The sequence below is a fragment of the Streptomyces sp. NPDC001401 genome (assembly GCF_042895385.1).
Classification (GTDB): domain Bacteria; phylum Actinomycetota; class Actinomycetes; order Streptomycetales; family Streptomycetaceae; genus Streptomyces.
On sequence record NZ_JBIAWI010000021.1, the window covers coordinates 60,047 to 79,713 of the forward strand.

Genomic DNA, 19,667 nt, shown 5'->3' on the forward strand with positions numbered 1-19,667 from the left:
GCCGTCGAGCGTGCCAACGGCAAGCATCTCAGTCGCCTCCTCATGAACGTACGCGCGTGCATGACACCCCTCCGCACTAAGCCCTTACAGAAATCACACAAGCGCGGAGATCATGACAGACGGCCGAAGGACGGAAAGGGGCCTAGCCAGGCTCAGGCGACACCGGCGGCCACACAGCCTCTCAGCAGGCAAGACGCCAGCCGAGGACCGATAGCCCAGGGTAACTTCAGGCGCGGCAATGCCCGATATGCGCCCTGCCCTCATCTCGAAATGACGCACAGTCAGCTAAACCTGCACCCTCAGTCGAGGGAGAACGGATACGAAACCATTGCAGAACTTTTAGAGGATAGGCCAACGAAAGGGTGCGAAGACATCACTTATGGCTTGACGTAGCAAACATCCTTATAGCGATCCTTTTCAACTGGCTGCCTGATCGGGTGACTTCGCGTATCACACAGAGGTACCCGGAGAACAGGCGAGGCTCTCGAACAATCGAGTGCGATGCCTGAAGCCGTAACTCGCCTGCCAGGAAGCCTCGTTGACTGTCTACCATGCCGCACGCGAACTGCCCCATGCCCTCGTCGAACTGGTCTCCATGCTCATCGTCACCGTTGATGGTGACCGAACTGCAGGCTCCGTCCGCACCAACGCGCCCTGGTTGCACTGGCGTACCTGCATACGTACGAGACGCTGGCCCCACTCGCCGCTGGCTTCCAGATCAGCGTCGGCACCGCCCACGCCTACGTGCACGACGTCGTCAACCTGCTCGCCCGCCATGCACCCACGCTCGCCGAGGCGATCCGCGAGGCCGACCCGGCTACCTACTGCCGGACGGGCCGGTCACCGAAGGCGACAAGCTAAACGACGGCACCACGGACTACAGCGGCAAGAAGAAGCGGCACGGCGTGAACATCCAGGCCGTCACCGACCAGGACGGGAGGCTCGTGTGGTTCTCACCCGCGGGGCCCGGCCGGGCCAGGACCTGACCGCCGCCCGCGAACAGGGCATCATCGCCACCTGCGCAGCACCGGGCATCGCAGTCCTGGCCGACAAGGCGTATGCCGGAGCCGAGGGCACGGTCGAAGTACCGAGCAAGGCTCAAGCGAGCTGCGGATTCCTGGACAAACATAGGCAGTCAACAAGGTCCATCCCCGTCTCCGGGCCATCACGTCGGCACATGGTCCGGTCGTCGGCGCCCCTCGGCCTCACGTGTTCCCGCCGATCGCAAGAACGACGGAACCCTGGCACAAGCGTCACCAACGTCATGGCCAGCAACACCTAGAGTTAACTCGCGCCGTTGCCCAAAACAGATTCCACGATGACAGTGCCCGTCAAGACGGAGTATTTCCCGTTTTGTTCCTCAGACCAAGCCCAAGTACCGACAGGACTCCAGCCCAGTTGCTTCAAAGCTGCCGCGCGCCGAGGGCTGCTTGGAGGAAGTCGCTCACGTTCGAAGGTGTAGGACGCCCCAAGTGAGACCTTGACTAGCCAGCAACCCGACGCTCGGTCGAAATAGGTGTAGGCAACTGAAGTGGCCTCGGCACTCAAGCCCTTGCCCCAATCATCGATCTTCATAAGGTTTTCGTCTATGCTCCAGCCGGACTTCTGCGTTTCTGCTGGTCAACGGCCTGCCGGTGGGGAGTCTAGCGGGGGTTTGACGTACGCGGGACGGACTTGGCGCGGCTGTGCCACCAACCGGTGCCCGCGCCGCATGTAGTGACAGTGCAACGAGCAGTCCGTTGTTGTGGTCCACGATGCACCAACGAATGCTTGGGACCTGGAACTCGAAGAACTTTTCCTGCGGACCGGAGGCCGCTTCTCCCGGGTGGAGGACGACGCCGGATGTGGGACTGTGTCCGCGGACTGCTTGGCCCCGGTGTGTCGAGGAATAGCTGGCAGCTCGCAGAGTACGCAGGCCCCCACGATTTGCGGCACCCGCTCTCCCACAGCTGGTGGGACTCCGATGGCCTGCGCCACGGCACCAGCCGCACTCCGACCGGCGATCCCACCCCGAACCGGCTCTCCTCTTCCTTCGCCGGCTGCCCCGAGGCATCCGCCGGTTCGGCGTCCCCCGGTTCGACCCCGGGGCCGGGCTCCATTACCGCCTCTCCGCTAGACAGGATCTCCGTCATCGCCTCTCAGGTGATCTCCAGACGGGACAGCACTCCACGCCGCTCTCCACCAGCCCGGTCTCGATCGCCCGGTCCCAGGCGTACGAAGGATTTCCGCCTCCGGGAACCGAGGGACCTCGGCCGCGAGCGGCCGGGCCCCGCCCGTGTCGCGCGACACCCCGCTGACCAACATCTACGCCCTGGACGACGCATGCCCAGTCTGGTGCCGCGACTGTGGGCGCCAGGGCTGCTGATGCTGGGGCTCGATCAGTACTAACACCCGGTTGTGAGTGCCTCGCTCCACCGCATTGTGGCCCTGCCAGGTTGGCCGTTACGCGCGCCAGCCCGCGCGCCCACGTCGCGAGTTCGAGGTGCCACTGATCGTCGACGGTGGAGACCAGGGCGTGCGTCCCCCCGAACAGACCTGGGGCACGGTGGATGACGGAGCGGCCGCGGATATCGACAGCGTACGGATCTCCGAATCTCGGACCGGCAATCGGACCGACCAGAGGCAGCCGCACCTGGGGAAAGAGATGGACGAAGCCGTGAACTGTACTGGGTCCATGGAATTGATAGGGGAACTCTCCGGTGGATTGCTGGAGTTCCGGTGAACCCTGAGGAAGGAGGTGGCGGGCAGAACCGTGCAGGAGGAGCCGATCGCCTTGCGGATCGTAACCGGCCACCGAACCTGGTGGGTCGGTGAACAGAACTGTCGGAAGGTGTGCGGTGCGGTCTTCCCCGTCACCGAGTACGAAGTAGTTGAGCGGCGCTTCGAAAGAGATCCACCGTCCCGCCCGCGCCCTATGGTCGGTAAACTGAAAGGTCCGCCTACTCACATGCCTGACGACCCGTCTGAGGTGCGCGAGCTCGGCATCCGAGGCATCGCGTTGCAGCTCCACGTCGACGCCACCGAATGGCGTCGCCACTCTGAGGGTCAGAGGCATAAGACGCCACCGGCCTCGGGAACTGGACTGCGCCACCTTTGTCCTGGACAGGTACATGTACTCGTCCATGGGTCTGCCTCGGTCCCTTCTGCCGTTCTTCCTGCCGACTGCGGTCGCACTACCCCACCTGCAGGGTCCTCTCACGGGCCTGGGCGATGTGCGCACGGAACCGGGCGATCTCCGGCACCTCCCAGCACCGAACCCTCGACACGACGATCCGGCAAACGATCCGCAGCAGCAACAACCCACCACGACGATCTCGCTCAGGCAGAGCTACACCCCCTCTCACGTTGCTACTACCTGGACGTGCCGATCCAGGAGACGCTGGTTCGGCACGCGATGAAGCCCGACCCGGAATACCTGACCCAGGTGACCGATGAGCACCTGGGTGACGGGTACCGCGAGCGGGACCTGCTGCCCAGCGGCGCCGAGATGGTCATCGACGCCAGCAGCACTCTGAGACCGTCGATGGCGGTCTCACGTGCTGGGCGTCTGCCGCTCCAGCGCGTGCACCCAGCCTCGCAGCGGCTCTGCTCGGGTATACACCCCGACATCGTCCACTCGGCAGCTCGGCCCCCAGCTGACCAGCCCCAGCACCGTCACCTCGCCGCTCTCGCCCAGCACTGGACTGCCGGAGTCGCCCGTGCAGGTGTTCCGGCTGGCCCCCGGGCCAGGCACAGCGCACAATTCCCAGGTGGGACGCGGCTTGATCCCCAGATTCCGCTGTGCCGCCACACACTGACGATCCGCCACGAAACGCAGCGGCACGCTCGTACGCCGACAGGGCGCGACCCCTCCGTAGCCGTTGCGGCCCCAGCCGAACTCGGCACCACCGGCGGGCAGCCGCTCCCCGGCGTCCGGCAGCCGGACCGGCGTCGCCGTCGCCCTTCCACCCAGCACGAGCAGTGCGGCGTCCGCTCCCTGGCGGTGGAACACGATCCGGCGCACGTGCAGACGCTGCCCCTGCACAGGTGCACCCCGGCACAGGTTGTCCGCCCCGACAACGGCGTCCACGGAGCCGGGTCGCCGGGTGCGGACGCAGTGTGCGGCGGTGAGGACCAGATCCGGGGCGACCAGTACGCCGCCGCAGAACTGACCGTTGAACAGATCACCGGCCGGCGAGGACGCGTTGGCCAGCGCCACCACGGCCCTGGTCACGGGCGCGACCGGGGCCGTGGTAGCCCCGGAGCCGCCCGGCAGCAGGCTGACACAGGCGACCAGGGCCACGGCCGCGGCACGTCTCATGGCAGTAACACTCTCTCTTTGCGGTTTCGGCGGCGCAGCACGCCGTGGGGATCATCGGGGTCGCCGCTGTCGAGCGTGGCGTTTCCATCACCGTGGTGGTGCAGCGTCTCGGCGTTCAGGGGCAGCGTTGTTCCGGCCTTGACCGAGATGCAGAAGGTCGCCTCAGCCTCCTGTGCTGGATTCCAGTTGCGTGGCCGAAGCCATGCCCCGGCTGCTGTCGGCGCCCATGCCGAGGGCCAGCAGGACGACTGCCTGCGCGGAGGGGCCACGCTCAGCACGTCGCTTTCGTTTGTCTCGACATCGTGTGGGCGGTGGCGCCGCCTGTGAAGGCGGCGCCACCGGAGCGGTTCTCACACAGGCGGGCACGCGTCCTTGTTGGTCTCCACCGTGAGCTGAGTGAGGTTGCGCCACACGTACTTCTTTTCTCGCACGTGATACTTCACAGTCACGCCAGACAGGTGTGCATCAGGCGTTTTCCCCGTCACGCGGATGGCCAGAAGCAGGTTGTGCTTGGTAGTCGTGGGCGCGGGAGTCGTCGAGCCCGACGGGGTGGTTGTGGGCTCAGCGGATTGAGGGGCAGCCGACTGCACGGCGTCGGCACTCTCGGTGGCGCCCGGCCCCTGGGGGGTGAGGGTCGCACCGACGGCGCGCTGGCGCTGGGCCCATTGCACCCCCGGCTGGTTGAGGCTGTAGGAGCTGGGGGGATAGGAGTCGACGCCGAACAGGTTGTCCTTGACCGGCACGAGCAGTGCTGTGACGAGCCGCAGGCCGTGCGGATCGTCGAGGACGACGCTGTCCACGACCACGTCATCACTGCCGTAGTTGTGCAGTACTTCGGCGCCGAGTGAGAGGGTCTGGCCGGTCCTCTTCGGGGTGCAGACCTGTGCGCCCTCGTCGACGGCACCGTGCAGTGGTCCGTCCGCGCCGGCGGCGGGAGTGGTGCATCCCGTGGCGAAGCCGCCCAGGGAAAGCGCCAGCACCGCCGCCAGCCGCAGGCTAGTTCTTGGCAACAAAGTCATAGGGGTGGGTACCGCCCGGGTCGCCGCCGGTGCCGCAGAGGTGACGGGTCGCGTTGAATTTGTACGAGACCGTGGCGTCCGAGGTGTATCCGGTCTCTGCCGAGAGGTCGACCCCAATGATGTCACTGAGGCTCGCGCCATTGGTCCAGGTCACCGCATTGGAACGCTTCTTCGTGAACGTGCTGCCCTTCTCGTAGGCATAGCAGTGGGTCGCGGTTGGAATGCTGGCGGACGAGTGGGTTGCGCCACCCGCGTACGACATGGCGCGGACCTCGTAGTGCTGTGTCTGGTGCCAGCTTCCCGAGTCCGCAGAGGTGCAGGTCACCAGGTACTTTCCGTACTGGAACTTCGTCTTGTAGTAGACACCCGCGTGGTTCCCGAAGGTCGGGTACCGCGTCGTGGACGTACTCGACTTGGAGTTTGTTCCACCCCGCTTGTACGAACCGAACTTCCCGCTTGCGGAGACACCGATGCCGAGGCTGGACGAGGCGCCGTCGGTGTACACCAGTTTGTGGTCGACGCCCGTCGTCGAACTGTAGGTCTGGCCGACGATCGCCCACTGGGCGCCGAGCTTCTTCTTCAGCTGTGTGACACAGCCTTTGGACACGCCCGTGTCGGCGGTCGCCTCGTCATCGGCGGTGACGCTGCCGGCGTCGGTGACCGGTGACGGCGTGATCGAGGGATCCTCGGTGGCGGTGGCTGTTGCGCCGTCCTCCGTGGGGGTGGAGGCATCGGCGTCCAGAGTGAGGGTGTTGGTTTCCGCTGACGCCTGGAGCGTTGTGGCGTCTTCCAGCGATGCGGTGGAGTCGGAAGATGTGCTGTTTGCGAGGAATGCGGACGAGGACGAACCCACGACCTTTCTCGCGAAGTTGGACACCACCATCTTGCTTCCCGACCGGGCGAAGATCTCGAGGTTGACCGTCCCGTCGTTCGCCGTCTGCGGTGCCAGCGAGGACAGCGAAGCCATCCTCAGCGCGTAAGCACCTGAACTGTCGGTCACCGCCCGGGCAACCGGCTGGAGTTTCACCGAGTCACCCTCTTGAAGAGTCGCCTCGGTGTCGTTGTTCGGCCATGCGTAGAGGATGACGTTCGTGTCGGCGGCCGGGGTGCCGTCCGCGTTGTCCACGGTGCCCTGCGCGACCACCGGTGTGGTCAGTGACGACGAGTTCGCGATACCGGCCAGTTCGGTGTCCTGTGTGACCGTCGCCCCGGTGTCGGCGAACGCGATACCGGACCCGCTTCCAGCGGTCAAAAGGAAAGCGAGTGCGGCGGTGGTGCACCCACGTCTTGCGTGAGTATTCATAACCACTTCCTGACGCCCTCCCCCCGTGGAAGGGCACGGGAAAACAATCACAAGAACTGCATGACCACGTCAACCTTTCAATTAATCTTTGAGCTGGACTTGAGGTAACAAAAACAGGAGCAAAGAATTACTCAAGGATGTGCCATCGGTGAGGCGTTCGGAGACGTCCTGGCTAGCCTCGAACTTTCGTGACGGTCCGTCGGTTTCTTCGGCGGGCCGTTTCGGTTGTTCGGGCTGGTGATGGTCAGGCTGATGGCCCGGCTGTCGCGTCGGGTGGGCGCCGGGTTCCACTGCTCCATGCTGTTCACGCGCCTGGTCGAGACGGGTCAGATCGGCACGACCGGAATCAGTAGCGATCTTGTACGCCAGCAGGTCTTTCGCACTTTCCGCGGGCAGCGCGACCTGGTGATACCGCGCTCTACGGCGATGAGCCACCGCAGGCGGAACGGAACGCGCGGCGACGCATGAGCAAGTGAGCGCCTTGCCGGCGGCGCTCCCTCGCGTGCGGGATTCGCCACTGTAGCGACTATTCTGCTATGTCCCGGATGGTGGAGCAGCAGGAAGGAGGCCGTCGTGGCGAAGCCGCTCATCGTGGGCCGCAAGGAGTTCGCGAAGATCTATAACGTTGCGCCGACGGCGGTCAGCGACCGGTGGATCCCGGCCGGGATCGTCTCCTACGAGGATGCCGTGATCGTCTCGGGCAAGCCGTACTGGCCCGGTGGTCTGGCTGTGGACTTCGCGCTGCCGCCGGGCAGTCGCGGCCGGCAGCTGGATGAGGCGCGCCTTGCCCAGTTGGAGGAGGAGCAGCAGGCGACGGTCCGCCCGATGAAGAAGGGCGAGCTGCCGCCGCTGGTCGGGCTGCAGGAGTACGCGGCGCTGTTCGGTGTCAGCCAGCATGTGGCGGCGAATGCTCGCAATCGTGGTGGCGGGATGCTGCCGGCGGAGGACTACCTTCTGGGCGGCTCCCCTGTTTGGCTGTTGTCGACCGTCCTTGAGGGCGCGGAGCACACGATGGCGCAGAGCCGTGGTGGCGTGTGGCAGCTGCAGGAGGATGTCGCTGCGGCTTTGCGGGAGGGCCGCTACGACGGGCCCGGGTCGGCGATCGCCGCGCGAGGCAAGGCCGCAGCGGGGTCGTAGCGTCGTCGCGTCCGCCGGATTCGCTGCCTTGGAGCGGTTCGGCGGAGTTGCCCACCCCTCGATGCATAGTAGAATTAACTTCATCCGCTAAGGGTGCGTGCGCGAGCGGCAGTAACCGCATGCAAAATAGGCTGCGATACATCGAACGAGGAGGGGCAAGTGACCGTGCAGCTAGAGCTGCCCATCGCGGCCATACAGCAACCCGAGAACCCAGGCGGCAAGCTGACGATCCAGGAGCGGTTCGAGGCATTCGACCAGCTCAACCCCTGGATCCTGAAGCACCTGGAGAACCTCACCGCTGATTGCGTCGAGCGCGGACTCAGGCGCATCGGCATTGGGATGCTGTTCGAGGTCCTGCGCTGGCAGTACGGGCTCGCCACCCGCGGGGAGCCCTGGAAGCTCAACAATGACTTCCGGAGCCGCTACGCGAGACGCCTCATCGACCTGCACCCCGAGTGGTTCCCCCTGTTCGAGATCAGGAAGATCCACACAGCCTAAAAATAGGCCAGTGTCTAACTTCCTGTGAGTCTCTTGGAGATGTTCTGTGTCCAGCATGACCGTGCCACGCCTGCGCACCCGCAAGCCCACCGGCGTCATCCCCTGGCCGATCGTCCTGATCGAGGGCGAGGAGAAGAGCGGAAAATCGCATCAGGCTGCGGCGTTCACCGGCTCGGAGCAGACCGGCCAGGCGTACTGGCTGGAGCTCGGCGAAGACACGGCCGATGAGTACGCGAACGTGCCGGGTGCGGACTACCTGCTCATCGAGCACAACGGCAGCTACCGCGACATCCTCGGCCAGATCGAGGCCGTGCACGCCGAGGCCAGCCGCGCTGCCGCGGCGAAGGAGAAGCCGGTCGTCCTGGTGATCGACTCGGTGTCGATGCTGTGGCGGATGCTCGTGAACTGGACCAACGAGCGCGCCCACCGCACGCCGAAGAACGAGGCGAAGCTGCGCCAGGACCCGGATGCCGAGATCCGGCCCTCCATGAACCTGTGGAACGACGCATCCGAACGGTGGCAGCGGGTCATGTATCTCGTGCGCACCATGCCGGGCATCGTGATCCTGCTCGCCCGTGGCAAGGAAGTGGCTGCCGTGGACGGCAACGGCGATCCGATCCCGAAGACGAAGGACTGGCGGGTGGAGGGCCACAAGTCCCTCGCCTACGACGCGACGGTGTGGGTGCGGCTACAGCGCGACAGCGATCCGCAGATCATCGGCGCCCGGTCGCTGAAGTTCGAGGTGCCGCGCAGCGGCAAGCCCAAGACGCTGCCGGGCTTCTCCATCGAGAGGCTGGTGTTCGGCCTGATGGGCTGCTCGATCCACAACCAGCCCAAGGTCGCCCCGGAGCTGACCGGGGATCTGGCGCAGCAGTGGATGCCGAAGGTCCACAAGGCGGCCGAGCAGGGTGTTGACGGCCTGAAGAAGTTGTGGCGGCAGGTCGAATCAGACGAGGACCTCAGCCGCAACGAGGTCCTCGTGGTGCGCGCTGCCATCGAGCGCACGGCCGCCGAGGTCAAGAACCCGAAGAAGTTCAGCGACCCCACGAGCGATGACGTGGCGCGGCTGCGGGCGGCTGCAGCTGAGCAGCAGGACCAGGCTGCCGAGGGCCCGGGCGACTTCGAGGAGTTGCCGCCCGACGAGTTCGCCGCCGCCTGACCTTCGCACCCTGCCGGGGCCCGCTGTGACGGGTCGGGCCCCGGCGTGCCCTCTTGGAGACTGCTATGACTGCCACCACCTTGAGTGCGCCTGCTTCCTTGTCGATCTGGGATGCCGCGCACTCCGTTGATGCCCGCCGACCCCGTTCTGTGCAGAGACAGTTGGGGGCGTCGGACACGATCTGCTCACGCCGTGCCGGATACATCCTGGCCGGCACGGAGCGCACGAACGCCGGGGACAAGCGCGCCGCGATCCTCGGCACGTACATCCACCAGGGGCTGCTCGAAGATGCCCGCCGCGAGTACGGGTGGCTCATAGAGCGGACCGTCACGGACGGGACCCTGCGCGGGCACATCGACGTCGTACAGCTCGACGCCGCCACGGCAGCGCGGCTGCCCAAGCGGCATCGTCCTGCCGAGCCTGCCGCGCACCTGACGGTGGAGGACGTGAAGACGAAGTCGAGCCGCGTCTGGGACCGGGTCGTGAGGTTCGGGCCGACAGCAGCAGAGATGCGGCAAGTCCTGCTGTACGCGGACCTGTTGCGCACGGTCGGGTTCGCGGATGTTCCTGGCCAGCGGTACCTGCACAGGCTCGGCCCGATCGACGTGCAGCGCATCCGGTTCCGCTTCGTATGCCGGGATACGGGCGAGGAGCACATCGAGGAGTTCGTCTTCGACGAGTGGCTGGCTGCTCAGGCTCGTTGGTGGGTGGACCGTGTCGTGGAGACGGACTCACCGGAGGAGCTGCGGCGCGACCATGACGGTCCCGGCCTGTCGGTGATCTGCGACAACTGCCCGTTTGTTCATGCCTGCTGGCCGGGTGTGCCGCCGGGGCGGCCCGCGCAGACGATTCTCGTCCACGACGACGAAGACCGCGCGAAGGCGCTCGCCGACTACGTGCGCGCTCATGAACGATTCCGGGAGGCCAAGCGGGTCAAGGAGATGGCTCGGGCGATGCTCGACGACTCCCCGGAGGGCAACTACGGGGACAACCACCTGGGGTGGGGCGGCGGCAACGACAAGGAAGAGTCGGATGTCGCTGCGATGGTCGAGCTGTTCGAGGACGCCGACTTGGTCGTGCCCATGGTCCCGGACGAGAAGGCCATGATCCAGATTCTGCGCCGGGCCGGCATGGTCGTGCCCCGGCGTAAGGCGGCCGGTCAGAAGACTGCCCGCACCATCAAGGTCAGCCGGGCCCGCAAGACCTCCTGACGGCCTCTGTGGCGGCCCCGCACGGACGGTGTGGGGTTCGCCCTCTCTTTTGATCTTTCGAAGTCCTGTTACCGCCTTGGAGGCATGCTCCGTGTCGATTCTGCGCCGCCACCTCAGCACCGGGTTCACCGTGCTGCCGACGGCCACCCTTGAGGATTCCCGTCTGTCGTTTCGGGCTCGGGGCGTGCTGGCGTTCCTGATCTCGAAGCCGGATGCGTGGAGGGTGCGTGCCGAGTCGATCGCGAGCGCGGGCAAGGAGGGCAAGGAGGCGATCAAGACGGCGCTGCGCGAGCTGAAGGACTTCGGCTACTACCGGGTGGTGACCGAGCGGCTGGCGGACGGGACGCTGAGCCGGATCACCGAGGTGTACGACACGGCACAGGAGTGGGCGGCCGAGGAGTACCGCAAGTTGGAGGCGCGGCGGGTGGCGCGCAGGCTCGAGAAGCAGCTGGATCAGGGCAATGCGGCCGCCGACAAGGAGCGGCCCGAGGGGGGACGAGGCAGTGACGAGGAGGAGGCCGGTGGCACCGAAGGCGGGTTTTCGGGCGCCGGTTTTCCGGACGCCGGTTCACCGAACGCCGGATCTTCGGGCGTTCTAGTTAGTAACCAGAGCCAATATCCAGAGAAGAACCCCCCTACCCCCACAGCTAACGCCGCAGGGGATCCGGGTGACGCTCCGCTCGACGAGACAGAGGAGGGTTCGTGCCCGACGCATCCGGATAAGCCGAGCCGTTCATGCCGGGGCTGCGGCACGAGTCCGAGGCAGCTGCTGGCGTCGCAGCAACGGGCAGAGAAGGAGCGGTTCAAGGCCCGTGAGCGGGAGGCGAATGAGCGGGTGTTGGCGCAGGTGCGGCGTAAGCCGGGGGTGGAGGGGTTGTCGGAGGTTGCGCGGCAGCAGCTTGCTGCCATGCGGAGCAGGAGGCGGGAGGCTGCGGCTGGCGGCGGGAGGTAGAGTCGTCGCCAGAAATAGGCTGATGTATAAATGTGCAGCGGTTGCCGCTCAGGCGATTTGCCACTCCTGCCGCACATAGTAGAATTAACCCTATGAGCAGGAAGGGCCAGCTCACCTTGGGAGGCACACATGAAGTACGGCTCCATCTGCCGCGGGATCGCTTACATGCCCGACGACGAACTCATTGACGCTTTCACCAGGGCGAGGATGTTCCAGGTGGCCTGCCGGGGCGACGAGGTGCGCGTGATCGCCTATCACGGAGAGCTCCGTTGAGGCTCAGTGCCGGCCGGGCGGCAAGGGGTGGGAGGCGTTGGCGCTCACGCAGCAGCCCAAGGGCGATCTGCCGTTGGCGGGGGTGCTCTTCACGGACATCCCGCAGTGCGCATGGAGCACGCTGGACCTGGCGGTCAGTGTGCTGCGGAGCCGGTTTGGTGACCACTTCACGAAGCGCGTGGCGCTGAAGGTCAAGTAATCGCAGCTGGTTGTGCACTGGACCAAAATAGGCCAGTGCACAACCAGCGTGAAGGATGGATAGACATGCTGGATGTGACTGCCGAGGTGGCCGCGATCCGTGCCGACTACGGGCCGGACGAACAGCGCGCTCTCGCCGTGTACAGCGACGTGCACATCGCCCTCGAAGAGGCCGGACTGCACCCGTACATAGAAACCCACGGCGGTTTGGCCATCTGCGCATTCGCCGACGACGGCACGCTGTTCGTGGTCGCCTGCAAAGACGCCCTGCCGTTCAACCGCTGGGCGCCCGGGGCGCTCGCAGGCTGGCACCTGAGCCACGCGCCCGAGGACGGGCCGGCGCCCGCCTGGCGGTGCGTGGTCTACGACAGCCTGCCCCCTCATCCGTGCCACTACGAGGTAGGAGACCTGGACCTTAGGCCCCTCGTCGAGGCTGCGACGGCCCACCTCCAGGCCTGCTCACATCTCCGCGACCTCGACGGGGCCAGGGCGTGAACCTCAACGAGGACGACCTTCAGATGGCCGTGCGTGACTTCTTCTCACCGGCGTTGCTCCTGGAGTTCATCGACCTGCCGGATCTTCGCGCCCGCATCCGGTGGGGCGAGAAGCAGTTCGATGAGGGGCAGCGCAACCGCAGCGTCCGGCGCCTCGAGGGAGAGCCGGATGCCGGATGCCTGACCCGCTGGTCGGCCATGCCCAGCGGGTGCGGGTTTCGCTACGACGTCGATGCTCGTGGCGGTGCGCGGTCCGGACTCGTGTACTGGCAGGACGTGCACCAGACAGTGAACTCCCGCCTGACACCCGTTCGTTACGGGTTCCTGCGCGCGGCGGTCGAGGCCGTAGCAGCGCACGAAGCCGCATACATTCCGGGCCCGGTCCCCTTCCGCACGCCCGAGTTGTGGACGTCCCTGTTCTACCGCCCGTGGGCACGCCGGGCCAGCAGCCTGGAGCTGAAGGCGTCGGCCGCCCTGGATGCCATCTGCCCGCCCGCCAAGGCGCAGCCCGCCTTGTTCTGATTCCACGCGACAACGAGAAGGCCCTTCCGTGATCACCTCCACCACTTCCGCAGCCTGGACTGCCGCCGCGCCGTGCGCCGGCCTCGACGGGTACGTGCCCAGCGAGGAGCTGGTCCGCAGCAGACCCAGTGACGTCATGAAGGCCTGCGGGCCGCTCATGGAGGGCTGCGCGCAGCTGTGCCCGTTCATGCTGGAGTGCTACGAGCGGGTGCGGCCGGAGGCGAACCGGTTCGACGGGGTGTGCGCGGCGCGCACGTGGGTCAACGGACGGGCCGTCGCTGTGGCCGAAGGTGCACCTGCTCTGTCGAAGCTCGCCTCGCAGGCGGGTACGTGCGGGACGAGCAGCGGGGTGAAGGCGCACCAGCGGCTCGGGGAGCCGCTGTGCGGACTGTGCCGGGTGACGTCACAGCGGGCGGAGGTGCGGCGCGCGGGCGCGGCAAGCATCCGCAAGCGCGCCTCCCGCACAGGCCGCGAGGCACGCGCGGCAGCGTAGAGACGCGCGCAACGAGGCGCCCTCCGAGGCTCTGACCTGCACAAACGCAATTGACACCCCTCCTGGAGATAGTAGAATTAATCTCAGTTGGGAAGGGGAAATACGCCCAACTCCCTCTTGGAATACGAGAAAAGGAAGCACCCCTGATGCGCACGATGACGCCGGACCCGCTCGCCGTTCTGCAGGTCGCCACCATGCACAACATCACCGAGGAGCAGGCCGCGACCGCCATCAACTGGGCCGCGCACATGACGGGGCACGCCTGGGAGGCGTACGCGGACACGCTGGGCCTGGTGAAGAAGGACGGCGCCGCGATGGAGGCATGGTTCAGCACGCTCGGCCCAGACCTGCGCAGCTCCGTACTCGATGACGCGGTCACCGCGGTGGTCGGCGCCGACCGTGTGCTCGCCGAGATCTACAGCACGCAGGACGGCCAGCAGCCTGCCCGCGCACGAGTCATGCGCACCAACCGGCCTCGCGTTCACATCCACTGACGCTCCGCGACTTCGGCCCGCCTCGTATCGGGGCGGGCCGCGCCATGCCGCCATCTCAACTCGATGGAAGGAGCCGCCTCATGGGCGCTCTCGACTTCTACACCACCGCCACCGGCACCGACATGCAGACGGCCTTCAACACTGCCCGCGCGCAGGCCGAATGGGAGTACGGGACCTCCGGCTACACCGGCACAATCGCCGAGAAAGACGAGGTGACGCTGCTCGACGAGCCGAAGCGCAGCGAGCAGGACGCTGTGGGGCGCGCGAAGGAGCTGCTCGACGGCGACGATCCGCGGGTCAGCGGCAAGTACGGGCCCGCCGGCGCACTGCCGATCACGGCGGTCGACGGCTCAGGCGCCTGGTTGTTCTTCGGCGTGGCCGCCCACTGATGCCCGCCGCGGGGCTGCGACGCAGCGCAGCCCCGGCCAGCGCCGCCTGTCCGGATCCCCGAAAGACGATGACCACCGTGCTCGACAAGCACCTGCCGCTTGAGGCGGCCGCCGAGATCATCAGCAACCTCGGTCTCAACAGCACCCAGACCCGCCGGGCCAATCGCACGATGCAGCGCATCGTCTACCGCGCCTGGACCCGACGCAGCCGAGCCAAACAGGCTGTGACATTCGAGGAGTTCGCCGATGAGGTTCCCGCCTGTCACTGGCCGTTGATGTTCGAAGTGTGCGGGCTGGTCCTGCTCGGCCGCGACACGGATGCCTGCGTGCTGATCACCGCAGCCCGACGTCTACAGGCAGCACACGAATGCCGGACGAACGACAGCACCCACTGATCGACGCCCATCCGACGAGAAGGACTCCTGTGATCCTCAGCCCTCGCGAGATCGCCCGTGTCGGGCTTTGCGACCGGTACCCCGAAGACGACTTCCCCAACCGGCAGATAGCCCTGCGCGTCCGGCGTGCTGTGAAGCGCCGAGACCGCCAGCGCACGCGGACCGGCATCGCTGCCTTCTTCGCGCGCTCGCCTGTCTCCGACGAGGCCGACCACTCATGACCCGCCACCCCCTGCCGATCGGCACGCGGGTCTCGCACATCAACCAGCAGTGGGCCCGCAGTCTTCCGGACGGTACCGCCACGGTCATCGACCACAAGGGCCCCTGGCCGGACGGCTCGTGGGAGTACCACGTGCGCGCGGCCCGCGACTTCTCGCGCCAGCCCGGCCCCGACAATCCCGAATCCCGCACCACGTGGTGGCCGTCCTGGGCCACCACACCGTCACTCACGAAAGAGAAGCCCGTGAACAACACCACCAGCAACAGCGAGGACGGCGAGCAGGAGATCGTCTCGCTCCACCGACTCCTTGCCCGAGCCATAGCTGCCGTGGACAACAATGTGGAGGAGGCGTTCGTCGTCTTCGGCCTGCCCAGCCTGTGGTCTTTGACCAGCCCGGAAGTGCGACGGCAGGTGCTTCTCCTCGCCGCCTGGGAAGCCCGATCCGCCACAGCGGCCGAGCTCGAATCTCCGACGTCCGCAGGCCAGTACGCGTGGGCTTTCACCCAGTACGCGTTCTCGTGGGCCGAGCAGCACCCGGATGGTGACGCGGAAGGTTTCTGCGCCGGGCCGCACTCGGCACGCCATGCCGCGTCGTCCCTCGCCTTCGACCGCGACGACCTCCTGGTGTCCCTGGAGACGGCGCTCCTCCTGTGCTCCCGCGCGGACACGCCGGAGGAGTCGTGAAGGTCGGCGGATACGTGTGGCTGCGCGGCCACGGCAACAAGCCGTTGCGCGACACGCACGGTGAGGCGATCGCATTCCGCATTGATGCAACCAAAGCCCTGGCTGGCCACGGCACTTGGTATGAGCTGCGCACCGCTCATCGCGCGGCACAGGACATCTTCGGCGGCTGGCACACCGGTCTGGCCCTCATCCCCATCACCCTGCCTGAACTCGCAGAAGGACCCCGACAGTGACCATCGAGATCATCCATACCCGCAGCGAAGGCACCCTCATCGAGGGCAGCGTGAAGGGTGATGGCGTCTACGAAATCGTCCGCCGCCACGGCTTCCGCTACATGCCCTCCATCGGTCAGCTCGGCATCCGGCAGTCCCGCGACCGCGCCGCCAAGACCTGGTACATCACCGCGGCCGCAGCCGCCCTGCGTGAGGCCGGCTTCGAGGTCAACGTGAAGATCGACGAGAGCAACCGGCGTAGCTTCGCCGAAGCCGAGGCGGACCGTGTCGAGCGCGCCGAGGGGCGGGCCGAGCGGTTCAGCGGCTACGCCGACAATGCCGCGAGTCGCTCCGATTCCGCGTACCAGCACGGCCACCAGATCGCCGACGGCATCCCCATGGGGCAGCCGATTTTGGTCGGTCACCACTCCGAGCGCCGCGCCCGCCGCGATGTCGAGCGCATGGACCACGCGATGCGGACAAGCATCAGCGAAGGCGAGAAGGCTTCGTACTGGTCCGGACGTCAGAGGGCGGCTGAAGGGTACGAGCAGTTCCGTAAGGCGCCGCGGCGGACCCTGCGCCGCATCGAAAGGCTCCAGGCCGACCTGCGGCGCGTTCAGAGGCGGCAGCGCGAGGAGTCGGCTGAGGGCTCCGGCCGGGACATGACCAATCCAGACACTGTGCAGGAGCTCGTGATCCGGCACGAGGAGCTCACCGAGGAAATCGCCTACTGGGAAGCGGTCATCGCCGAGGCCGAGAAGAACGGCTTCAAGGTGTGGTCCAAGACCGACTTCAAGAAGGGTGACTTCGTCCGCCGGGGCAAGACCTGGTTCGAAGTCCTGCGCGTGAACGCCAAGTCGGTGACCATCCCGCACATCCACAACGGCATCGGCGGGGGTGTCGTACGCGCCTCGGACAACAAGCTCGACGGCTGGACGTGGCTGCTCACCTACGACGAGGTGTTCGGACGCCGTAGCGCCGAGGAGATGGAAGCCGCGCTCGCCGCCTCCACCACCGAGTAACCCCCCTCCTGACCTGGTCTTTCGCAGTTTACCCCCCTCCTAACCATAGTAGAATAATTATCAATGAGGGGGTGCTGGACAGGTTTCACCGGCACCCCCTTCACCACGCCCACAGCCGTCCGCTCACCGCAATCACCGGATGCGGAACGGCACTTGCGAAGAAAGCACTTCATGCCCTACGACACTCAGCTCGTCGCTCCAGACCTGCTCATGCTCACCGAGCAGACCGCCGCCGCACTCGGACCGGAATGGGCCGTGACCGGGCTGCTCGGCACGGCGATCGTGACCCACCCCCTCGGCCTGCGCTGCAGCCTCCGAACCCATGATGGCCTACTCAGCGTCAGCGCCTTCGTCTCCCAGGACAGCGAGCCGAGCCATCCCGCCAAGCCGTTCACCGCGACCACTCCGATGGAGAACGCGAACGGCGGGACGGTCGCCGAGCTGATCCACAGCCATGTCCTGCCGCACTTCGGGCGCCGCGACGCCCTCGCGGCACTGCGGCTGCTGAGCCTCCCACTGCGCGACGCCCGGCTGCTCGCTGTGGCGGAAGGAACAGCCGCACGCTCAGAGCTCGTACTGGAGGGCGGGGACAGCGCCAACCCGGCCCTGTGCATCCACATGCGCTCGCCACGCCCCGGCGCCGTGAGCGTGAACGTTCGGATGAACCGGCTCACCGCTGAGCAGGCCATCCGGTGCGGGCGCACTGCGCTGACCAGGCCCCCGTCTCATCTCGAAGGCGAAGCGGACCCCTTCCCGCCGGAGGTACGGGCAGTCCTCGACGCCCTCCCCGAAATCAACGGTGCACCGCCCCGGGCCGGATTCACGAACCTCTACCCGACACACGGACCGCTCGAGATCCTCCACGACGCGAACACGGCCGAACCGAGCGCGCCGTTTGCCCTGCGCGCCAGCGACACCTCGATCGCCGCCGCGTACGCCGTCCTGCGCGCCTACACCACCGCATGATCCGGCCCGAGGACCCCGAGACCGTGATCAGCAAGACACCCCTGGCGGGCACCGTCGACGGAGCCATCGGTGATGAGCTCGGCACCTATCTTTCCGGGCTGGGGCCCACGCTCCGCAACGTCACCTCCGCCGCCCTCGCTGCCGCCCGCATCGACGAACTCGGCTGGGCGCCGCTCGGCGGGTATCCGGGCAGCGACGTTCTGTGGCCCGTCGCCTGCCTGATGTGCGGCAAGCCCGTCCTGCGCTTCTACAGCCATCTGCGCCGTGCGCGCCCCGCGATGCGCCATCGCCGCTGCGTCCCACAGGACCAGCACTCGTATCTACTCACGGCGCTGTCCGCGTACATCGCAGACACCTGCCCGTGCCGGCGGGGACACGCCACCACCGTTGACGACGTGGCGCAGGCCTTCGAGGGCCTGCAGCGCGCCGTCCGCAGGGACGACCACGGCCAGGTCGTCGCCCACGTGAGGGCTCTCACCGGCCCCTGCCCCGCCACAGCAGCCCGCGCTGGCGCCATCCGCGCCCTCCAGAGCGCATCAAAGTAACCGCTACAGAACAGGAGTTGCCTCACATGATTGAGTACGAGCGGGGTGATCGCGTCGCCGTCCTCTATCTGTCGAAGACAAACGGAACGTGCCTGGCCTACAACCGCACCGTCATCGACGTCGAACCGCACGCTGAGCATGGCCAGCGCGTGTGGGTGAACATGCCGCACGACGCGGCGGCGGGAAGTCCGCACGATTTCTTCGCCGCCGACGGCGAGGGCGTCTGGCCCATGGAGGACGAGCCGGTCGAAGACCAGCTGCCCGTGCGGCTGGCCGCGAACCTCGACTGGCACATCGCGGCTGCCGCACCCGGCTCCAGCCGCCTGACGCGGCCGTCAGGCCGGGGGCACCTGCCCGTACGGGTTCCGTTCACCGACAAGGCCCGCGCCTTGCACGCCCGCATGGCCGGTATCTACATCCAGCAGCTGCGCGCCGTCGACCCGCACGCTTTCGAGGACTGGGTGGCCCAGCACAAGGCCACGCCGGTGCCCCAGTAGACGTGCCGTCCGAACACCGGCACCAGACAGAACAGCGCGACCAGCAAGGAGAAAGAGAGCACATGCGGGGCCTATGGGAAGTGACGTACACGCACCCGGAGCACACCCGAACGACGTGGAACTATCTGATTCCCGCGTGGGACGCCCGGACCGAGAACGCGGCACGGGATCGCGCCCAGGCGCGGCACGATGCGAATGCCGCCCACTTCGGGGCGCGGATACGGGCGGACGACACCTCTGAACTTGAGGTGCTGAACGTAATGTTCAAGCCCGCGGTGCTCTCACGTGAGCGGGCAGCGGCCTGGATCGCGCTACAGCAGAACGGGGCGATCACCGAGCGGGGATGGCTGCTGTCGTACGAGCGCCAAGAGCACCGTCGTGGCGAGTTCTGGCGTACCGAGGTTGGCGAGCTGCACGAGAGTCTGCGTGAACGGGTCCACGGTTTCGGCGAGTCGGTCGCTGAGATCCTGCAGGCGCCGGAGGCAGCAGCGTCGGCCGCCTGGGCCGTCGAGGCACACACCGACCGCTTCGGGCGGGTGTGGTGGGACAGGGTCCGGGCGGAGATCCACAAGGCGGGGCTGTCCTGGCTGTGGCAGACCCCGTACGGCATGACCTGGATCGATCAAGCGTAACCCCCCTCCTGAGCTGGGCATCCGTGGTTGACCCCACCCCTAACAATAGTAG

Annotated in this window: 25 protein-coding genes and 1 pseudogene; 22 read left to right on the forward strand and 4 right to left on the reverse strand. The window is 66.7% G+C overall.

The genetic code is table 11. The features are described 5' to 3' along the window. Positions 1–538: 538 nt before the first annotated feature. Positions 539–1,069 (forward strand): annotated as a pseudogene (locus ACFY10_RS45320) (transposase family protein); the annotation flags it as partial. Between the two features lie 1,059 nt (positions 1,070–2,128). Here the strand turns inward: ACFY10_RS45320 and ACFY10_RS45325 are convergent. The 4 genes from ACFY10_RS45325 to ACFY10_RS45340 all read right to left on the reverse strand — a co-directional run bounded on the left by ACFY10_RS45325 (position 2,129) and on the right by ACFY10_RS45340 (position 6,673). Next, positions 2,129–3,124: an SAVMC3_10250 family protein gene (locus tag ACFY10_RS45325; RefSeq protein ID WP_390671227.1), complete on the reverse strand. Its 996-nt coding sequence runs from the start codon at positions 3,122–3,124 to the stop codon at positions 2,129–2,131. A gap of 408 nt (positions 3,125–3,532) precedes the next feature. Next, the gene (locus tag ACFY10_RS45330) at positions 3,533–4,300 is read right to left on the reverse strand and encodes a S1 family peptidase (protein WP_390671228.1); all 768 of its coding nucleotides are present in this window, start codon (positions 4,298–4,300) and stop codon (positions 3,533–3,535) included. 350 nt (positions 4,301–4,650) lie between these two features. Continuing rightward, positions 4,651–5,319, reverse strand: a complete 669-nt coding sequence (locus ACFY10_RS45335; RefSeq protein WP_390671229.1) for a hypothetical protein — start codon at positions 5,317–5,319, stop codon at positions 4,651–4,653. Further along, entirely contained in the window at positions 5,297–6,673 is a 1,377-nt protein-coding gene (locus tag ACFY10_RS45340; protein ID WP_390671230.1) for a hypothetical protein, read from the reverse strand. The genes ACFY10_RS45335 and ACFY10_RS45340 overlap by 23 nt, the downstream gene beginning before the upstream one ends. A 201-nt stretch (positions 6,674–6,874) precedes the next feature. Between ACFY10_RS45340 and ACFY10_RS45345 the strand changes: the two genes are divergently transcribed. The 21 genes from ACFY10_RS45345 (at position 6,875) to ACFY10_RS45445 (ending at position 19,615) form a co-directional block, all read left to right on the forward strand. Then, positions 6,875–7,090: a hypothetical protein gene (locus tag ACFY10_RS45345; protein ID WP_390671231.1), complete on the forward strand. Its 216-nt coding sequence runs from the start codon at positions 6,875–6,877 to the stop codon at positions 7,088–7,090. A gap of 105 nt (positions 7,091–7,195) precedes the next feature. Beyond that, on the forward strand, positions 7,196–7,759 hold the full coding sequence (locus tag ACFY10_RS45350; protein WP_390671232.1) for a hypothetical protein: 564 nt from the start codon (positions 7,196–7,198) through the stop codon (positions 7,757–7,759). Between the two features lie 159 nt (positions 7,760–7,918). Continuing rightward, a complete protein-coding gene (locus ACFY10_RS45355) occupies positions 7,919–8,257 on the forward strand; it encodes a hypothetical protein (protein ID WP_390671233.1) in 339 nt (112 codons plus the stop codon). Between the two features lie 55 nt (positions 8,258–8,312). Then, positions 8,313–9,416: an AAA family ATPase gene (locus ACFY10_RS45360; protein WP_390671234.1), complete on the forward strand. Its 1,104-nt coding sequence runs from the start codon at positions 8,313–8,315 to the stop codon at positions 9,414–9,416. Between the two features lie 161 nt (positions 9,417–9,577). Beyond that, positions 9,578–10,627 carry a hypothetical protein gene (locus ACFY10_RS45365; protein WP_390671235.1) on the forward strand — a complete coding sequence of 350 codons (1,050 nt, stop codon included), beginning with the start codon at positions 9,578–9,580 and terminating at the stop codon, positions 10,625–10,627. A 91-nt stretch (positions 10,628–10,718) separates the two neighbouring features. Beyond that, complete coding sequence (locus ACFY10_RS45370; protein WP_390671236.1) at positions 10,719–11,579, forward strand: hypothetical protein; 861 nt, start codon at positions 10,719–10,721, stop codon at positions 11,577–11,579. 129 nt (positions 11,580–11,708) lie between these two features. Then, positions 11,709–11,852, forward strand: coding sequence for a hypothetical protein (locus ACFY10_RS45375; RefSeq protein WP_390671237.1), 144 nt, complete (start codon positions 11,709–11,711; stop codon positions 11,850–11,852). Between the two features lie 37 nt (positions 11,853–11,889). After that, a complete protein-coding gene (locus tag ACFY10_RS45380) occupies positions 11,890–12,051 on the forward strand; it encodes a hypothetical protein (RefSeq protein WP_390671238.1) in 162 nt (53 codons plus the stop codon). Positions 12,052–12,116: 65 nt separating this feature from the next. Then, the gene (locus ACFY10_RS45385) at positions 12,117–12,545 is read left to right on the forward strand and encodes a hypothetical protein (protein WP_390671239.1); all 429 of its coding nucleotides are present in this window, start codon (positions 12,117–12,119) and stop codon (positions 12,543–12,545) included. Then, positions 12,542–13,066, forward strand: a complete 525-nt coding sequence (locus ACFY10_RS45390) for a hypothetical protein (RefSeq protein WP_390671240.1) — start codon at positions 12,542–12,544, stop codon at positions 13,064–13,066. The genes ACFY10_RS45385 and ACFY10_RS45390 overlap by 4 nt, the downstream gene beginning before the upstream one ends. 28 nt (positions 13,067–13,094) lie before the next feature. Continuing rightward, on the forward strand, positions 13,095–13,559 hold the full coding sequence (locus ACFY10_RS45395) for a hypothetical protein (RefSeq protein ID WP_390671241.1): 465 nt from the start codon (positions 13,095–13,097) through the stop codon (positions 13,557–13,559). A 146-nt stretch (positions 13,560–13,705) separates the two neighbouring features. After that, entirely contained in the window at positions 13,706–14,053 is a 348-nt protein-coding gene (locus ACFY10_RS45400) for a hypothetical protein (RefSeq protein WP_390671242.1), read from the forward strand. A gap of 80 nt (positions 14,054–14,133) precedes the next feature. Next, positions 14,134–14,442, forward strand: a complete 309-nt coding sequence (locus ACFY10_RS45405) for a hypothetical protein (RefSeq protein WP_390671243.1) — start codon at positions 14,134–14,136, stop codon at positions 14,440–14,442. Between the two features lie 77 nt (positions 14,443–14,519). Beyond that, positions 14,520–14,837: a hypothetical protein gene (locus ACFY10_RS45410; RefSeq protein ID WP_390671244.1), complete on the forward strand. Its 318-nt coding sequence runs from the start codon at positions 14,520–14,522 to the stop codon at positions 14,835–14,837. A 217-nt stretch (positions 14,838–15,054) separates the two neighbouring features. Beyond that, the gene (locus ACFY10_RS45415; RefSeq protein ID WP_390671245.1) at positions 15,055–15,741 is read left to right on the forward strand and encodes a hypothetical protein; all 687 of its coding nucleotides are present in this window, start codon (positions 15,055–15,057) and stop codon (positions 15,739–15,741) included. After that, entirely contained in the window at positions 15,738–15,974 is a 237-nt protein-coding gene (locus ACFY10_RS45420) for a hypothetical protein (RefSeq protein ID WP_390671246.1), read from the forward strand. The genes ACFY10_RS45415 and ACFY10_RS45420 overlap by 4 nt, the downstream gene beginning before the upstream one ends. Then, positions 15,971–16,975 (forward strand): DUF3560 domain-containing protein, encoded by a 1,005-nt coding sequence (locus ACFY10_RS45425; RefSeq protein WP_390671247.1) that lies wholly within the window; start codon positions 15,971–15,973, stop codon positions 16,973–16,975. Before ACFY10_RS45420 ends, ACFY10_RS45425 begins: the two co-directional genes overlap by 4 nt. A 171-nt stretch (positions 16,976–17,146) precedes the next feature. Next, positions 17,147–17,941, forward strand: a complete 795-nt coding sequence (locus ACFY10_RS45430) for a hypothetical protein (RefSeq protein ID WP_390671248.1) — start codon at positions 17,147–17,149, stop codon at positions 17,939–17,941. Next, entirely contained in the window at positions 17,938–18,486 is a 549-nt protein-coding gene (locus ACFY10_RS45435; RefSeq protein ID WP_390671249.1) for a hypothetical protein, read from the forward strand. The genes ACFY10_RS45430 and ACFY10_RS45435 overlap by 4 nt, the downstream gene beginning before the upstream one ends. Before the next feature lie 26 nt (positions 18,487–18,512). Beyond that, a complete protein-coding gene (locus ACFY10_RS45440) occupies positions 18,513–18,983 on the forward strand; it encodes a hypothetical protein (RefSeq protein WP_390671250.1) in 471 nt (156 codons plus the stop codon). A gap of 62 nt (positions 18,984–19,045) precedes the next feature. Then, positions 19,046–19,615, forward strand: coding sequence for a hypothetical protein (locus tag ACFY10_RS45445; RefSeq protein ID WP_390671251.1), 570 nt, complete (start codon positions 19,046–19,048; stop codon positions 19,613–19,615). Positions 19,616–19,667 lie beyond the last annotated feature (52 nt).

Bases quoted from the DNA above. Each gene is read 5' to 3' on its own strand.
- ACFY10_RS45325 (WP_390671227.1), bottom strand. From the start codon at position 3,124: ATGGACGAGTACATGTACCTGTCCAGGACAAAGGTGGCGCAGTCCAGT.
- ACFY10_RS45330 (WP_390671228.1), bottom strand. From the start codon at position 4,300: ATGAGACGTGCCGCGGCCGTGGCCCTGGTCGCCTGTGTCAGCCTGCTG.
- ACFY10_RS45335 (WP_390671229.1), bottom strand. From the start codon at position 5,319: ATGACTTTGTTGCCAAGAACTAGCCTGCGGCTGGCGGCGGTGCTGGCG.
- ACFY10_RS45345 (WP_390671231.1), top strand. From the start codon at position 6,875: ATGGCCCGGCTGTCGCGTCGGGTGGGCGCCGGGTTCCACTGCTCCATG.
- ACFY10_RS45360 (WP_390671234.1), top strand. From the start codon at position 8,313: ATGACCGTGCCACGCCTGCGCACCCGCAAGCCCACCGGCGTCATCCCC.
- ACFY10_RS45375 (WP_390671237.1), top strand. From the start codon at position 11,709: ATGAAGTACGGCTCCATCTGCCGCGGGATCGCTTACATGCCCGACGAC.
- ACFY10_RS45385 (WP_390671239.1), top strand. From the start codon at position 12,117: ATGCTGGATGTGACTGCCGAGGTGGCCGCGATCCGTGCCGACTACGGG.
- ACFY10_RS45400 (WP_390671242.1), top strand. From the start codon at position 13,706: ATGCGCACGATGACGCCGGACCCGCTCGCCGTTCTGCAGGTCGCCACC.
- ACFY10_RS45405 (WP_390671243.1), top strand. From the start codon at position 14,134: ATGGGCGCTCTCGACTTCTACACCACCGCCACCGGCACCGACATGCAG.
- ACFY10_RS45415 (WP_390671245.1), top strand. From the start codon at position 15,055: ATGACCCGCCACCCCCTGCCGATCGGCACGCGGGTCTCGCACATCAAC.
- ACFY10_RS45430 (WP_390671248.1), top strand. From the start codon at position 17,147: ATGCCCTACGACACTCAGCTCGTCGCTCCAGACCTGCTCATGCTCACC.
- ACFY10_RS45435 (WP_390671249.1), top strand. From the start codon at position 17,938: ATGATCCGGCCCGAGGACCCCGAGACCGTGATCAGCAAGACACCCCTG.
- ACFY10_RS45440 (WP_390671250.1), top strand. From the start codon at position 18,513: ATGATTGAGTACGAGCGGGGTGATCGCGTCGCCGTCCTCTATCTGTCG.
- ACFY10_RS45445 (WP_390671251.1), top strand. From the start codon at position 19,046: ATGCGGGGCCTATGGGAAGTGACGTACACGCACCCGGAGCACACCCGA.